The sequence below is a fragment of the Massilia eburnea genome (assembly GCF_050709955.1).
GTDB classification, from domain to species: domain Bacteria; phylum Pseudomonadota; class Gammaproteobacteria; order Burkholderiales; family Burkholderiaceae_D; genus Rugamonas; species Rugamonas eburnea_A.
Window position 1 is genome coordinate 59,212 of sequence record NZ_JBNZFX010000034.1, and the last position, 15,540, is coordinate 74,751.

General features: G+C 62.5%; 14 protein-coding genes. 7 read left to right on the top strand and 7 right to left on the bottom strand.

Annotation, left to right across the window (positions count from 1 at the left end):
- Window positions 1-34 precede the first annotated feature (34 nt).
- Both ACQ4MM_RS21480 and ACQ4MM_RS21485 read right to left on the bottom strand, forming a co-directional pair.
- Window positions 35-871 (bottom strand): HDOD domain-containing protein, encoded by an 837-nt coding sequence (locus ACQ4MM_RS21480; protein ID WP_431479270.1) that lies wholly within the window; start codon window positions 869-871, stop codon window positions 35-37.
- A gap of 120 nt (window positions 872-991) precedes the next feature.
- Window positions 992-2,281 carry a D-amino acid dehydrogenase gene (locus ACQ4MM_RS21485; protein WP_431479271.1) on the bottom strand — a complete coding sequence of 430 codons (1,290 nt, stop codon included), beginning with the start codon at window positions 2,279-2,281 and terminating at the stop codon, window positions 992-994.
- 99 nt (window positions 2,282-2,380) lie between these two features.
- On the opposite strand from ACQ4MM_RS21485, the gene ACQ4MM_RS21490 reads away from it, so the two are divergent.
- The 5 genes from ACQ4MM_RS21490 (at window position 2,381) to ACQ4MM_RS21510 (ending at window position 6,979) form a co-directional block, all read left to right on the top strand.
- Window positions 2,381-2,875 carry an Lrp/AsnC ligand binding domain-containing protein gene (locus ACQ4MM_RS21490; RefSeq protein ID WP_431479272.1) on the top strand — a complete coding sequence of 165 codons (495 nt, stop codon included), beginning with the start codon at window positions 2,381-2,383 and terminating at the stop codon, window positions 2,873-2,875.
- Between the two features lie 219 nt (window positions 2,876-3,094).
- Window positions 3,095-4,669: a hypothetical protein gene (locus tag ACQ4MM_RS21495; protein ID WP_431479273.1), complete on the top strand. Its 1,575-nt coding sequence runs from the start codon at window positions 3,095-3,097 to the stop codon at window positions 4,667-4,669.
- A 111-nt stretch (window positions 4,670-4,780) separates the two neighbouring features.
- Window positions 4,781-5,221, top strand: a complete 441-nt coding sequence (locus tag ACQ4MM_RS21500; protein ID WP_431479274.1) for a hypothetical protein — start codon at window positions 4,781-4,783, stop codon at window positions 5,219-5,221.
- A 55-nt stretch (window positions 5,222-5,276) separates the two neighbouring features.
- Window positions 5,277-6,575 (top strand): NAD(P)/FAD-dependent oxidoreductase, encoded by a 1,299-nt coding sequence (locus tag ACQ4MM_RS21505; protein ID WP_431479275.1) that lies wholly within the window; start codon window positions 5,277-5,279, stop codon window positions 6,573-6,575.
- Window positions 6,572-6,979, top strand: a complete 408-nt coding sequence (locus tag ACQ4MM_RS21510) for a hypothetical protein (protein WP_431479276.1) — start codon at window positions 6,572-6,574, stop codon at window positions 6,977-6,979. The genes ACQ4MM_RS21505 and ACQ4MM_RS21510 overlap by 4 nt, the downstream gene beginning before the upstream one ends.
- A 3-nt stretch (window positions 6,980-6,982) precedes the next feature.
- On the opposite strand, the gene ACQ4MM_RS21515 is transcribed toward ACQ4MM_RS21510, so the two are convergent.
- Window positions 6,983-7,666: a sensor histidine kinase gene (locus ACQ4MM_RS21515; protein ID WP_431479277.1), complete on the bottom strand. Its 684-nt coding sequence runs from the start codon at window positions 7,664-7,666 to the stop codon at window positions 6,983-6,985.
- Window positions 7,667-7,781: 115 nt separating this feature from the next.
- Between ACQ4MM_RS21515 and ACQ4MM_RS21520 the strand changes: the two genes are divergently transcribed.
- Window positions 7,782-8,276: a hemerythrin domain-containing protein gene (locus ACQ4MM_RS21520; protein ID WP_431479278.1), complete on the top strand. Its 495-nt coding sequence runs from the start codon at window positions 7,782-7,784 to the stop codon at window positions 8,274-8,276.
- Here the strand turns inward: ACQ4MM_RS21520 and ACQ4MM_RS21525 are convergent, their stop codons facing one another.
- Window positions 8,277-9,908: a response regulator gene (locus tag ACQ4MM_RS21525; RefSeq protein WP_431479279.1), complete on the bottom strand. Its 1,632-nt coding sequence runs from the start codon at window positions 9,906-9,908 to the stop codon at window positions 8,277-8,279.
- Window positions 9,909-10,031: 123 nt separating this feature from the next.
- On the opposite strand from ACQ4MM_RS21525, the gene ACQ4MM_RS21530 reads away from it, so the two are divergent.
- Window positions 10,032-10,448: a hypothetical protein gene (locus ACQ4MM_RS21530; RefSeq protein WP_431479280.1), complete on the top strand. Its 417-nt coding sequence runs from the start codon at window positions 10,032-10,034 to the stop codon at window positions 10,446-10,448.
- A gap of 35 nt (window positions 10,449-10,483) precedes the next feature.
- Here ACQ4MM_RS21530 and ACQ4MM_RS21535 read toward each other — a convergent pair whose 3' ends face one another.
- The 3 genes from ACQ4MM_RS21535 to ACQ4MM_RS21545 all read right to left on the bottom strand — a co-directional run bounded on the left by ACQ4MM_RS21535 (window position 10,484) and on the right by ACQ4MM_RS21545 (window position 15,159).
- Window positions 10,484-11,455 (bottom strand): diguanylate cyclase domain-containing protein, encoded by a 972-nt coding sequence (locus ACQ4MM_RS21535; RefSeq protein WP_431479281.1) that lies wholly within the window; start codon window positions 11,453-11,455, stop codon window positions 10,484-10,486.
- 126 nt (window positions 11,456-11,581) lie between these two features.
- On the bottom strand, window positions 11,582-14,326 hold the full coding sequence (locus ACQ4MM_RS21540; protein ID WP_431479282.1) for an ATP-binding protein: 2,745 nt from the start codon (window positions 14,324-14,326) through the stop codon (window positions 11,582-11,584).
- Between the two features lie 47 nt (window positions 14,327-14,373).
- A complete protein-coding gene (locus tag ACQ4MM_RS21545) occupies window positions 14,374-15,159 on the bottom strand; it encodes a response regulator (RefSeq protein WP_431479283.1) in 786 nt (261 codons plus the stop codon).
- Window positions 15,160-15,540 lie beyond the last annotated feature (381 nt).

The window sequence follows — 15,540 nt, forward strand, 5'->3', positions numbered from 1 at the left end:
ATCACAGTGCGCCGAAGGGTAACATGGAAAGTTATTAAACTAACAGCGCCGCGGTCATGGCGGAAGCATCGGCCTCCGCTTCTTCCAGCATCTGCTCGCGCTTCTCGGCATCGATGAACAGGTCCATCACGGAATCCTCATGCGGCGGCTGTTGCTCTTCCGGCGCAAGTGGCGAAGCGACCGGCGCGAAATGGTTCGCCAGCAGCAGCGTGTCGAGCAAGGTCTCGGGTGGAATCTGCAGCATGCCGCTGTGCAGGTTCTCGATCGCTTCCGCCACTTCGGCAGGAATGCCCAGCTTCTTCAGGACTTCACGCGTGATGATTTCTTCGCTCGCGGTTTGCCAGTTCTCCGGATCGGGTTCCAGCAAGCCGGGGAATTCGTCGGCGCGCGACAGCAGGTAAAAGCTGCCCACTTCATGCACGATGGCTGCGAACAGGGCGGTGTCCGGATTGACGCCGGTCACTTCACGCGCGATGATGCGCGCCAGGCAGGCGACGTGGATGGTGTGCTGCCACAGTTGCTCGGCTTTCGCACGCAGGCCGGGATCGGTGATCTTGCTGCCAAAGGCGCGCACCACCATGGCCGCAGCCAGCGCGTACAGGTTGTGATAACCCACGCGCATGATGGCGTTGCGGACATTGGTGATATCCGGCCCGCCAGTTCGGTTGAACATGGCGGAGTTCGACAGCGAGACGGTGCGCGCAGCCAGTTGCGGCTCCGCCAGCACCAGCTTGATGGCATCGTCCATCGGACAATCCGGATCGTCCAGGGCGAGTTGGACTCGCAGGGCGGCATTAACGCTGGTAGGAAACACGAGGTCTCCGCGGATCGCCAGCGCGGCGACGTGTCCGAAGGCTTCCAGTTTATTCATGCCGAAAATTATACGGCCCCACGGGGATTAGTGCCAAATGCAAGTCGGGGTCAGCTCCGGCAATCGGACATTTTCGCTAGCGAAAATGTCCGATTGCCGGAGCTGACCCCGACTTTTATCTTAGGCGCCGGCCAGTTGGGGCTGGCGTGCGGGCTGTTCCTGGCTGTAACGTGCAACCGACAAGTCATCGGCTAAGATTGCTGGGCGCTTGGCGGACATGATGTCGGCCAGCAGTTGCGCCGAACCGCAGCTCATGGTCCAGCCCAGCGTGCCGTGGCCGGTGTTGGTGAACAGGTTGCGGATGGCGGTGCGGCCTACGACTGGGGTGCCATCCGGGGTCATCGGGCGCAGGCCGGTCCAGAAGGTGGCCTCGGCAGTATTGCCGGCGCCCGGGAACAGGTCGTTCACCACCATTTCCAGCGTTTCGCGGCGGCGTGGGTTGAGCTTGGTGTTGTAGCCGGCGATCTCAGCCATGCCGCCCACGCGGATGCGGTCGTCGAAGCGCGTTACCGCAATCTTGTAAGTCTCGTCGAGGATGGTCGAGGTCGGTGCCTTGTCGCCGTCCACGATCGGCACGGTGATCGAGTAGCCTTTCAGCGGGTACACCGGAATCTGGCACAACTCTTTCAGGAACGGGGTCGAGTATGCGCCCAGCGCCACCACGAAGGAATCGCCTTCCACCAGTTCAGCGCCGCATTGCACACCTTTGACCTTGTCGCCTTCGGTTACCAGCTTGTCGATCGATACGCCGTAACGGAATTTGACGCCCAGTTCCTTCGCCATTGCTTCCAGGCGGGTGGTGAACATCTGGCAGTCGCCGGTTTCGTCGTTCGGCAGGCGCAGCCCGCCAACCAGCTTGTGCTGCGAGGCGGCCAGGCCAGGTTCGGCCTTCATCAGGTCGGCGCCGGTCAGCAGCTCATATGGCACGCCGGTTTCCTTCAGGACTTCGATATCCTTGGCTGCGCCGTCCAATTGCGCCTGGGTGCGGAACAACTGGGTGGTGCCTTGCTGGCGGCCTTCGTATTCGATGCCGGTGGCGGCGCGCAGCACTTTGAAGCAGTCGCGGCTGTATTCGGCCAGGCGCACCATGCGTTCCTTGTTGATTGCATAGGATTCGGCATTGCAGTTGCGCAGCATCTGCCACATCCACTTCAACTGGAAGGTGGTGCCATCCGGGGTGATGGAGAGCGGCGCGTGGCGCTGCAGCATCCATTTCATGGCCTTCAGCGGAATGCCTGGGGCAGCCCAGGGCGAAGCGTAGCCTGGCGAAATCTGGCCGGCGTTGGCGAAGCTGGTTTCCAGGGCAGGGCCAGGTTGGCGATCGAGGACGGTGACATCGTGACCGGCCTGGGCCAGGTAATAAGCACTGGTGACGCCGATAACGCCGCTGCCAAGGATAACTACGCGCATGAATTGCCTCCGGAATATTTGTTGCCGATTATTTTGCTATGATAAGTAAGTTTTCCTAGTAATTGTTACTATATGAAGTCGTTAAAACAGTAAAAAATCATGCGAATTCAAAAGGAATCGGCCCGTGGGCTGGACAAGATTGACCGGAAAATACTGCGTATCCTGCAGGAGGACGCGCGCATTGCGATGAAGGACTTGAGCGAGCAGGTCGGGCTGTCCATTACGCCGACCATCGAGCGCGTCAAGCGCATGGAGCGCGATGGGGTGATTGCCGGCTATCACGCGCGGCTCAATCCGCGCGCCTTGGGCGCCAGCCTGCTGGTGTTCGTGGAGATCACGCTGAACCAGAAGTCGGCCAGCCACTTCGAGCAGTTCCGCCGCGAAGTGTTGCGCATTCCGGAGGTGCAGGAGTGCCACCTGGTGTCGGGCGATTTCGATTACCTGATCAAGGCTCGCATCCATGAGATGGCGGAGTACCGCAAGCTGCTCGGCGACATGCTGCTGAACCTTCCGGGCGCGGCGCAGTCCAAGTCGTATGTCGTGATGGAGGAAATCAAGGAAACCCTGATTTTGCCGACGGAGTCCACACCATAGGCGAAGGACAATGACACTTTCCAGGCAGGGAGCGTAACATGTCTACTCACAACCCCGATCCGGTGGCTCACACTGGAAAAGCGCAAGAACGAAATCCTGCGCTGGATGCTAGTGCAGACGCTGACCCTGATCGGCGCCATGGCTGCATTTAAACTGTTTGGGTGATGAGCTCGCTTGGTCTAGAATGCCATTAACCTGGACTGGGCGAACGGAGAATTTGTGCAAAGCACTTATGGAGCCGCGAGCGTCACCACACCAGCCGCCCCCGCGCCGGCTGCCCCCGAGCACGCTGTCCTGTTGCGTGGCCTCGACGAACACCTTTCTTCTGATCAAAGCTTTACGTCCAACCTGGCGCGTACCGTCGGTGCCATCGCCAGCACCGAAGGCGCGCTGACACTGGCGCAATTTGCCGCCGTGACCGACCTGGCCGGCGATGGTCGCGCCTCGGCCGTCTTCACCGCCATCGTGCTGAACGCCATCGAATGCAGCATCACGGTCGACTGGGCGCTGCAAGCCCTGGCTCGTGCCAGTCCCACTGTCGCCGACCAGTCGCGGCACAAGGCCTTTAACCTGATGAAGCCGCTGCTGGCGCTGCAAGGCACCGCCGCCCGGCCCCTGGCGCAAAAAGTCGCCAAGGCGCTGCATATCAAACTCACGCCGGAACAGCTGTTCGGCCTGCCGCCGGAAGAGGAGCGCCGTCTGCTTAGCAACCTTGGCAACCAGGCCCGCAAGCTGGTCAAGGGCAGGGGACTGGCCGATGCCGTGGCCGACTTCGGTCGCTCCATGGGCCACGCCGAGCTGCTGAATCATGCCCGCGGCTATAACGGCGGCCTGATGAGCCAGGAAGAATTGCAGAATGCCGTTGAGCGTGCCGTGTCCACCATCTGCCAAGGCATCGAAAGCTACCGCGAACACGAGAATTCGCCGCTGGCCTGCGCAGCCAGTGCGGCCGGCCTGTTGGCCACGGCCCAGCAACTGCGCCAGCAGGTGCAGCAGCGTCTGGCCCTGGTCGATGCCCGCATTGCCTACGAGCGCCGCATGCTTAACCAGGACATCGACGATGCCGTGCACGACGCCGGCAACGCGATTGAACTGGCACTGGCCTGTCAGCCGGAAGCCAATGAGCGCGCCAGCGGCGCGCAATTCGGCAAGGAAATGGAATCGCGCCTCGACCGGGTGGTGCAGCGCAAGGAAGAAGCGCTCGACTTGCTGCAGCACGACCTGTCGCTGTTCCAGTCCGACATCCGCCTGACCCAAAGCACCGTCTTCGAACGCCAGCACCATGCCACGCTGGCACGCCTGATGCCACGCATGCGCGTCGGCACCCGCCTGGCGCAGACGGTCGACAGCGCGGCCAACTTCACCTTGATGGGCAGCGCAGTTGCGGCTGCCGGCACCGGGACCGCGGCCTACCTGTTCGGGGTGGCCGTGGTGCTGCCGGTGGTCGCGCCAGCCGCGCCCTTCGTTGGAGGCGCCGTGCTGCTGGCCGGGGCCTTCAAATGGTTTGCCGATGCCGGCCGCCGCAAGCGCTCAGAAATCCTGGATCGGCGCCGCGCCTTCGAGGAGGAGTTGCGCAAGCGCCTGCAGGAAGTGCAGGCCGCCTTTGGCCGCCAGCTGGACCGCATTGCCGCCAGTTTCCACGAATCGGCAACCCAGTTGCTGACGCCGCTGATGCTGGAGGCCGAGGCCGCCGGCCGCGTGCAGGCGGTGCGCAAACGCATTGCCGACAAGGTGATTGGCCAGGCCCAACATGCCATTTCGCAGCTCCGTACGGCAATTGCCAGCCACGCCTGATGGTGTTGCTGTATAGCAACTGCGTGCGTTAGCGTACGAAAGTCACTCCTCTTGCTTTGGTACAATAACCGCAGGCAACGCACTTTTTCAACAACTTATATAATCACGAACATGAAGACCCAGCTCTTAGCCGCCGCCATGCTGGCGCTCAGCACTTCTGCAATCGCCCAGGACGTCGGCGTTTCCGTCACTGTCGGCCAGCCAGGCTTTTTCGGCCGCATCGACATTGGAAATACGGCACCGCCACCGGTGCTGTACCCGCAGCCAGTGATCATTCAGCGTCCGGCCCGCATCATCGCCGAGCCGCTGTACCTGCGCGTCCCGCCAGGCCATGCCAAGGACTGGGGTAAACATTGCGGCAAGTACAATGCTTGCGGCCGCAACGTCTATTTCGTGCGTGACGAGTGGTATACCAACGAGTATGCCCCGCGTTATCGTGAAGAACACCGTGGCCGCCGTGATCGTGACGATTATGACGACGACCACGGCCATGGCCACGGCAAGCATAAAGACAAGGGGCATGGCCACGGCCATGGCAAGCATAAAGACTAACCCGGTGGCATAGCCGGGCTGGCAGCCCGCTCCCCACCGATTTCAGGAGAACTGTTTGCAGAGCAAATATGTGATCGTAGGTGGAGGGGCAGGCGGCCTTGAGCTGGCCTGCAAACTGGGCCGAAAACTCGGCCCGCAACAGGTGATGCTGGTCGATAGCCGGCTTTACCACATCTGGAAGCCTTCGCTGCACGAGGTGGCGGCCGGCACCCTGGATATCCACCAGGAAGGCCTGTCCTACCAGATGCTGGCACACGACAACGGCTTCACCTATGTCTACGGCGCCATGACGGCGCTCGACAGCACCAACAGGCAAATCACCGTAGCGGCAATTACCAGCGAAAGCGGCGAAACCGTCCTGCCGCAGCGCAGCATCGGCTACCAGTCGCTGGTGATGGCCGTTGGCAGTACCTCCAACTATTTCGGCGTGCCAGGCGCGGCCGAAAACACCATTTCCCTCAACGCTACCGAAGATGCGGAACGCTTCCGCCTGACCCTGCTCAAGCTGCTGACGCGCGCCGCGTTGCAGAAAGGGACGCAGCAAGGCGCGTCCGGCGTCGACGTCGTAATCATCGGCGGCGGCGCGACGGGCGTCGAGCTGGCCGCCGAATTGCGCGAAGCCAGCGGGGTCTACACTTCGTATGGCTTCGGCCACCTGGATCCGATCCGCGACGTGCGCATCACGCTGCTGGAAGGTGCGCCGCGCATCCTGGCGCCGTTGCCGGAGCGCGTGTCGAGTGCCGCGCTGAAGCTGCTCAACGAACGCGGCATCCAGGTCGTGACCGATTGCCGTGTGACCGCGATCGCGGAAGACCACGTGTCCGTCGGCGAGCAGAATTATCCATCGGATATCGTGGTATGGGCGGCGGGCATCAAGGCACCGGCCTTCCTGGCTTCACTTGGTTTGCCGACAGCCAAGGGCGGACAGATCGAAGTGACGGGCGAGCTGCAGGTCAAGGGCGTGCCGGACGTGTATGCCTTGGGCGATTGCGCGCAGTGCATGGGCGCCGATGGCAAGCCGGTGCCGCCGCGCGCCCAGGCCGCGCACCAGCAGGCGGATTACCTGCTGGAGACTTTTATGCGCCAGGTGAAGGGCAAGCCGCTGCAAGGCAAGCCCTACGAATACCGCGATTACGGCTCGCTGGTCTCGTTCGGCCAGTCGACCTCGGTCGGTAGCCTGATGGGATCGCTGCGTGGCTTCAGTTGGTTCGTTGAGGGCTTCTTCGCGCGCATGATGTACGTCAGCCTGCACCTGCTGCACCACCAGGCGGTGCTCGGCACCATCCGCACCGGCGTGCTGGCAGTGGCGCGCTTCCTCGTCAAGCGGGCCACGCCGCTGGTCAAGCTGCATTGAGGGCGCTGCTGCTTGCGGCGGCAGGCGCTGCCTTGCTGGGCGGCTGCTATAACCGCGCCACTGAGCTGGCCGAGCTGACGCGCCAGCATGCGACAGCGCCAGGCCATGTCGTCGTGCTGGAATGCCATAACGCGGGGCAGTGGTGGTATGAGTTCGAGCTGGATGGCAAGCGCAGGCGCGGCCGGGTGCACGAGCCCTCCGGCTGCGCGCAGCGCAAGCTCGGCGCCGGCGTCACGGTGTATTACAACCCCGCGGCGCCGGACGTGCATCGCGCCGTTGCGCCAGCCAGGGCATACGAGCAGGAACATGGATTTTACATGCCGCTGTGGCTCTGGTTCGGGCTCGGTGCGCTGGCGCTTCCGCTGTCTGCCTGGATGGCCTTGAAGCGCGGCAGCAAACGCTAGGCTTCAGTTGATTGGCGGCTTGGGCAGGGTGACGGTCAGCACCGCACCCTGTTGGTCATTGGCGGCCAGCGACAGCGAGCCGCCCAGGAAGATGGCGCGTTCGCGTATCATGCGCAAGCCGTGATGCTGGTGCCAGTCGCTATCCGCCACGGGGGTCTGGCCGAGGCCGACGCCGTCATCCTTTACCGTCAGGACGATGCTGTCGTCCATATCGTCGACAATCACATCGACCTTGCTGGCGCGTGCGTGGGTGGCCACGTTGCGCAAGCCTTCTTCGGCCGCGCGCAACAGCACCACGCGGTGCGCGCGCGGGCAAGCCGGTTCATCTTCGGGCAGGCTGCACTGCGCTTTCACCAGCTGTTCGGCGCCGAACTGGGCCACCAGTTCGCCCAGCGCCACGCGTAAGCCGAGAAACTCCAGCTTGTCGTTCCACAGTTTGTGCTGCATGCCGCGGTTGGTTTCGATGATGTTGTGCAGCAGATTTTTCATCTGCGCTGCACGGTCAAGCAAGGCGGGCTCCTGCGGCAGCTTGGAGGTAAGCAAACCCAGGTGCATGGTCAGTGCCGTCAGCGAGGAGCCGAGGCTGTCGTGCATCTGGCGCGACAAGGCGCGCCGTTCGTCGTCCCAGCAATTGTTGACGTAGCCCAGCAGCTCCCGCAGTTCGGCGGCGTCCGTGTTAGCAGACATATGTTTGGCAGTCCATGTTTATTGCCTTGATCATACATGAGGATGGTCGTGGGGTGGCGCACATACAGCCAGCAGTGCGCCTGTCAAGCTGGCAGCTCACTAGAGGAGATGCAAAATGAAAGACGCCATTGCTTTGCTGAAACAGGATCATGCCAACGTAAAAGCCATGTTCAAGGAATTCGAGGGGCTGGGCGAACGCGCCTTCTCCAGCAAAAAGAAGCTGGCTGACAAGATCTGCCTCGAACTGACCAAGCACGCCACGGCGGAAGAGGAAATCTTCTATCCTGCCATGCGTGCAGCTTCAAAAGAAGCCGAGGACCTGGTTGACGAGGCAACGGTCGAACACTCAAGCGCCAAGGACCTGATCGCGCAGATCGGCGAAATGGATCCGCACGACGAGCTGTTCGACGCCAAGGTCAAGGTGCTGGGCGAGTACATCAATCACCACGTCAAGGAAGAAGAGGACGAGATGTTCCCGCTGGCGAAAAAGGCCGGCCTTGACCTGCAAGCCATGGCACCCCAGATCGAGGCGCGCAAGGACGAAATCGACTTCGTCCCGCCGCGCATGCCGCAAGCGGGCGGCAGCCAAGCCGGACGGGTGCGTGCCTGATCAGGAACGCATGGTGGCCGGGGTGCGCGCCAGGCATTCATCGATGGCCCGCAATAGCTGCTCGACGTCGACTGGCTTCACCAGGTGCATGTCGAATCCGGCATCCATCACGCGGCGCTGGTCGTCGGCCAGACCGTAGCCGGTCAGTGCGATAAGCTTGATGTGGTGGGTGTCCGGATTGGCGCGCATGCGCCGCGCCACCTCATAGCCGTCGATGCCTGGCAAGCCGATGTCGACCAGGGCGATATCGGGCCTGTCCGCCGCCGCCTTGGCCAGGCCCTGGAAGCCGTCGGCCGCATGTTGCACCGGGTAGCCATAGCAGCCCAGCATCATGGCCATCATTTCCCGGCCGTCGTCATTATCCTCCACCAGCAACACGGCTGGTTTCGGCTGTTCGCTTGTGTCCATGGGGATTGCCTTTGGTTCATTCACATGCTCGATACAGGGCAGGTGCAAGGTGAAGGTGCTGCCTTCGCCGGGGCCATCGCTTTCAGCATACACACTGCCGCCATGCAGTTCCACCAGCCGCCGCACCAGCGACAGCCCGATACCGAGGCCGCCTTGTGCGCGGTCCAGCGTGCTGGTGCCTTGGACGAAAACGTCGAATACCTGCGGTAGCAGGTCGGCGGAAATGCCGACGCCGCTGTCGTGCACGCCGATCGTGACTTCACCATCGTCAACATCGGCCAGCAACTCGATGCGCCCGCCGGGCGGCGTGTATTTCAATGCGTTGTCCAGCAGGTTGCTGATCACCTGTTCCAGCCGCGTCGCGTCGCCATTGACCCAGCACGGCGGGATCTCGGCCACCACGTGGTAGTCCTCCAGGCGGCCGGTGGCGCGAAAGGTTTCCAGGGTGGTCTTGAGCAGGGCGGACATGTCGAGCGGCAGGCGATTCAGCAAGATCTTGCCCGACATGGCGCGGCTCAGGTCAAGCAAGTCGTCCACGATGCGGCCCAGGTGGCGGCTCTGGCGCTGGATGATTTTTTTTGCGTGGGAGACGCTTTCCGCATTCACGCCGGGCAAGCCGATCAGTGAAGCGGCACTGCTGATGGCGGACAGCGGATTGCGCAATTCGTGGCCCAGCATGGCCAGGAATTCATCCTTGGCGTGGCTGGCGCGTTCCGCTGTCTTGCGCTCCTCGATTTCGCGCAGCAGGCGCTGGTTACTGGCGATCAGGTCGGTGGTGCGCTGGCTGAGCTGGCGCGCCTGGCGCCGCAACTCTTCGTTTTTGGTGGCAAGCGACACAAAAACACTGACCTTTGCATACAGCACTTGCGGAATCACCGGCGTGAACAGGAAATCGACCGCGCCTTTCTGGTATGCCTTGAGACGGTCCAGTTCATCCGCCACGAAGGCGGTGATGAAGATGATGGGAATATCCGCCGAGCGTGGCCGCAGATGAATCGCTTCCGCCGTTTCAAAGCCGTCCATGCCCGGCATGTTGACATCGAGCAGGATGACGGCGAAGTCGTGCGTAAGCACCTCGCGCAAGGCTTCCTCGCCAGAGCGCGCGGCGATGACTTCATAATTTTCCTGCGCGGCCCACTGCTCAAGCAGATTCGTTAGCGCAAAGAGGCTGTTGGCGTCGTCATTGACGACGAGGATCTTAGGCTTGTCCACCAGTCTGATCATAGCCGTGCCTATTTACTGTGTCAAAAGAACACATGCCAATCGAACATCCGCTGTGTACGCACGCGCACAGTCAGGCTGCAGCCCTGCTGCCATAGTGAAAACTCGTCCAATGGAGGAGTGACCATGAATATCGACACCATCGTTGACAAAGAGTATGTGGGCAAGAGTTTCCGCGAATTGGCCGACGCGCCAGTCAGTGCCCTGCGTGGCCTCAGTGCGAAAGATGGCAAAGCCCTGCATGCGGCCTTCGGCGTGAGCACCGTGCGTGAACTGGCGCAGCTCAATTTCGTGCGCTGGGCCTGTGCCATTTCCATCCTGGCCGACGAAGAGCAGCTCGCGCCTGCCGACAAGGCCAAGGAAGAATTGCTGGACGATGCGGTCGAAATGACGTTCCCGGCCAGCGATCCGATCTCGGTGGATGCCGGCATCACGCGCATTGAAGTGGCGCCGGAAAAAGTCGACGCGCAACAAGACCACCAGCATGCCGGCAAGGTTGAGGAGTCGACTGAAATCGGGCGCGAGGCTGAAGCCTCGTCGTGAGCGGCAGGGCGGCCTGGCGCATCAGGCTGCCTGCTTCATGCCGCGGTGACGTGGACTTGCGTCGATTGCGCCGCGGCGCAATCGACTGCAGCGCAATAGCGGTTCTTGCCGGTGCGCTTGGCTTCGTACAGTGCCGCATCGGCCACGTGCATCAGGTTGTCGACGCTGGTCGCGTCGTCAGGATAAAGTGCGATGCCGAGGCTGGTCGACAGCTGTAGCGTCAAGCCATTCACCACGTAAGGCTGGGCCACCACTTCGATCAGCTTGCTGGCCGGTTCCTGCGCATCGGCCAGGGTGCCGACCTCGCCCAGCACAATGACGAACTCATCGCCACCGATACGCGCCACGGTATCTTCCTTGCGCGCGGAATTGACCAGGCGCTGCGCAACCTGCTTCAGGATTTCATCGCCATAGGCATGGCCATGGGTATCGTTGACGGCCTTGAAGCCATCGAGGTCGAGGTACATCACGGCGGCGCGGCGTTGCTGGCGCGCGGCGTGCTGCAGTGCCGTGGCGATACGGTCTTCCAGCAGGCGGCGGTTGGGCAGCCCGGTCAGCGGATCGTGCAGCGCCAGTTCCTGCTGCTGCTTGCTGTAGGAGGCGAGTTCCTTGTACAGCAGGCGCACCTCCAGCATATTGTGGATGCGCTTGTGCACCTCGAGCAGGTCGAACGGTTTGCTGATGAAGTCGCGCGCGCCGGCTTCCAAGGCGGCAATCTTGAAGCTGGGCTGGGCAGTCAGGGCCAGGACCGGCAAGTAGCCCTCCTGCTCGATTTCTTTCAGGCCTTTCATGACCTGGAAACCGTTCAGCTCGGGCATTTGCAGGTCGAGCAAGATCAGATCGTAACGATGCTGGCGGTGCAGGGGGCAAACCTGCTCCGGTAGCATGGTGGCCGTCACATTGGTGTAACCGGCATCGCGCAGAATCTCCAACATCAGGTCGATATTGTCTGCACAATCGTCAACGACCAAGATCTTGGCATTCAGGATCTCATCAGGGCTTGGCATGGCGGTCTCGGGAACTGGAATCTCAGTGTATCTTGCGACAGTTTGCCGCGGCGCACGTGTCATTAACCAGTCTAGCAAAAAATCTGCAAGTTTCTTGTAGGACATTTTCCCGTGCTCGGGTAGTCCTCAACCACTCTTGCTGGCGAGGCAAACGCGCTCAATAGTGGCTACCAGTTCAGAAGGCTCAATCGGTTTTGGCACGTGGTCGAGGAAGCCGGATTCCAGCGCGTGCAGGCGGTCTTCGGAGCGCGCAAAGGCGGTCAGGGCAATGGCGGGCAGGGCGCCGCCGCGTGCCGGGCCGAGGGCGCGAATCCTTGACAACAGTTCAAAACCGTCAACATCGGGCATGCCGATATCGCTCACCAGCAAGTCGTAGCGGCCACCCCGTGCCAGGGCAATCGCTTCGGCCGCATTGGCGGCGGACTGGACCTCGCAGTTGCAATCGCGCAATATTCGGCTGATCAGTTCGCGCGCGTCGGCCTCGTCGTCAACCAGCAACACTTTCAGGCCATCCAGGTCGCGCAAGCCAAGATCGGGCAGCGGCGCGCTTGTGCTGCGTGGCGGGCTATGCATGCGTGCCGCGCGGATCTCGCCGCTGGCCAGCGGCAGCCGGACGCAAAAGCTGGAGCCCATGCCTTCGCCTTCGCTGCTGGCCGCGACGGTACCGCCGTGCTGCTCCACCAGATGCTTGACGATGGACAGGCCCAAGCCAAGGCCGCCGTGGCGGCGCGTGGTGGAGGCATCGGCCTGGCGGAAGCGCTCGAACACATGGGGCAGGAATTCGTGGCGGATGCCAAGCCCATTGTCGGCCACCGTGATGTCGACATGGCCTTCATGCGCCCAGATCGACGCGCGCACCGTGCCGCCGCGCGGCGTGAACTTGAGCGCGTTGGTGAGCAGGTTCCACACCACCTGCTGCAGCCGGTTGGCGTCGCCCGCCACGTGGCCGGTCGCCGCGAAGTCACGCTCCAGGCAAATGCCCTTGGCTTCGGCCGCCGGGCGCACCGCTTCCAGCGCGGCGTCGACCACCACGGAGGGCAGCAGCAGTTTCATGTCCAGCAAGACCTTGCCGGAGGTGATGCGGCCCATGTCCAGCAAGTCTTCAATCAGTTGCGCCTGGGCCCGTGCGTTGCGCTCGATGGTTTCCAGGCCGCGCAGCTGTTCTTCGGGGCTGCGGTTGCCGCGCCGCAGCACCTGTGCCCAGCCCAGGATGGCCGTCAGCGGCGTGCGCAGTTCGTGCGACAGCGTGGCCAGGAACTCGTCCTTCATCTGGCTGCTGCGTTCGGCTTCGGCGCGCGCGCTGCGTTCGCGGTCCAGCAGCACCTTGCGCTCTTCGGCAGCGCGCTGGGCCGCATCGACCATGCGCGCATTGTCGATGGCGATGCCGGCCTGGGCCGCGACGCCGCTGACGATGCGTTCGGTGCGCTCGTTGAACATGTCCGGTTCGGGGTGGCCGAAGAACAGCGTGCCCACCACCTCGCCGGCGCGCGCCAGCACCGGCACCGCCAGGCCGCTGCGTACTTGTGGATGCGGCAGGCCCTGGAAATCATCCGGCGGTGCGCCCGACAGCGTGTGCATGGCTTGCTTGCCGCCGTCGCCATCGGCGCCGTGATAGAAGAAGGCCCCAAAGCGCGCACCGGAAATGCTGGTGGCGGCATCGGTGACATCCTGCAGCAGCGAATGCAGGTCGCGGTTCTGCACCAGGGCAGTGCCGGTGCTGTTCAGCAGTTCCAGGATATTGGTTTCATCGCGCAGTTGTTCCTGCACGCGCTTGACCTGGTCGACGTCGGTGCAGGTGCCGAACCAGCGCAGGATGCGGCCGCTGGCATCGCGCATGGCATTGGCGCGCGTCAGGAACCAGCGGTACTGGCCATCGCGTGCGCGGATCGGAAATTCCATCTCGAAGGGGCGCCCGCTTTCGACCGAGATGCGCCAGTGCGCCAGCATGGCGGGAATGACTTCAGGCGCATACACCTGGCGCCAGCTTTCGCCCAGCATGTGCAAGTCGTCCATGCCGGTGTACTCCTGCCAGCGGTCGTTGTACCACATCATCACGCCGTCGCTGCTGGCGATCCAGGCCAGTTGCGGCATGCTGTTGGCCAGTGCGCGCAATTCTTCCTCGCTGTTGCGCAAGGCGTCCTCGGTGGCCTTGCGCGCGGTGATGTCCTGCATCATGCCGATTACGCCGCGCAACTGGCCATCGTCGCTGAAATCGCCATGGCCGATCACGGACAGCCAGCAGGTAGCGCCGTCGCGGTGCTGGATGCGGCATTCGACATTGAAATCGCGGCGCGACTGCACGGCATCGGAGAAGGCTTGTTCGACCACATCGAAATCGTCCGCCGCGATGCGGTCGCGCAGCACCGGCCAGGTGATCGGGATCTCGGCCGGCAGTTCGAAGATCTCCGCGGCGCGGCGGCCCAGGCGCACCTGGTTGGTGGCTGCGCTCCATTCCCAATCGCCGAGCCGGCCGGCGGCCAGCGCCACTTGCAGGCGATTGGTGCTCTCGCGCATGCCGCGCTCGTCCAGCTTGCGCTGGTGGATGTCGAGCAGCAGGCAGGTCATGCCCAGCGGCGAGGGCCAGGCGCGCACTTCCATCCAGCGTTGGCTGGGCTGGTAGAACAGTTTGCAGGTGGCGGGCTGGCCTTGCTCGAGGACGCGGCGCAGCGGCGCTTCCAGCGCAGCGCCGGCCAGGGCCGGAAAGGCTTGCCACAGCAGCTGGCCGCGCGGATCGCGCAAGGACGGCACGGGCGGCAGCAGCATGTCGGCCGCCTTCGGGTTCAGGTATTGGACGGTCCAGTCCCGGGCAATGACGGCAAAGCCGTCACCCATGCTATCCAGTACATTGTGCGTGCGGGGATCGGGACTCATAACGTTCGATTGTAGCCTTGGCAAGCAACTTGCCGCCGCACCATTGCTTAATGCAAACCTAGCAACACCTGTTGCAGCTGCTCGATGTCATAGGGCTTTTGCATGGAAACGGCGGGGAAGTCGAGGTGGCTGGTCAAGGATTGGCTGTAGCCAGACGCAAAAACAATGCGCAGGCGCGGCTGGCGCTGGAGCGCTGTACGGCCCAGTTCGACGCCGCTCATGCCGGGCAGGCTGACATCGCTGAACAGCACATCATATTCTTCGCTGGCCAGCATCTCGAGCGCCGCCTCGCCGTTGGCCGCGGCGCTGACCACATGGCCGAAGGCGCGCAGCATTTCGCATACCAGGTATTGCGCGTCCTGGTTGTCTTCCACCACGAGGATGCGCAAATGGCCGTCATTGGCGGCTGCGGCGGACAAGGCGGCGCTGGCCGGCGCCAGGGTGCACAGGATGCCCGTGACTTGGTTTTCCGCGTCGCGCACCGGGGTGTAATGCAGGTCGAAGCTGGCTTCGGCCATGCGGCCGTCGCGCCACAACTTGAGCGGCTGGCGCGGGAAGACCAGGCTTTGCCCGGCCCAGGCCTGTTCGATGGCTTGCGGGTTCCAGCTCCAGGCGGACGGGGGCACGGCGGGCACGGTGCCGCCGGGCGGAACTGCGCTGGCGGTGGCGACATTGCTGGCGTAGGCCTGGTTGTAGAGCATGATTTGCCGGCGGCCCCACATCAGCAGCATCGGCAGCGGGCTATTCAGCATGATGTCCAGCGTCAGCCGCAAGGCTGGCGGCCAAGCCTGCTGCGGGCCAAGGTCGGCGCGCGACCAGTCCTGGGTTGCCATGCTTTCACCTGCGATTTGCGCCATGTTTGTACCAGTGCCTGGAGATCAATATGGGCAATGCTACACCAAGGGCGGCAAAAAAAAAGGCCCGCAATCTGCGGGCCCGAATTCTATTTTCTTGGAGGAGAATAGAGGAGACAGGTGGATGATGCTGCATCGCGACATAAAGATCCAATTTCGATTCATGATGAGAGAAATACGTTTCATGAATGAAGTAATAGTGTCGAGGAAGCAATAAAAAGAAAATGTTTCGCAGTGCTGGACAAGTGCGAAACACCCACATATAATTCTGCCTCCTTGCACAGGATACTGCGCAGGAAAGAGCCGGAAACGCCGGTTTCGCCTAGGAAAGTTGAGTAGAACGTAAGCTTTCCAAAACGA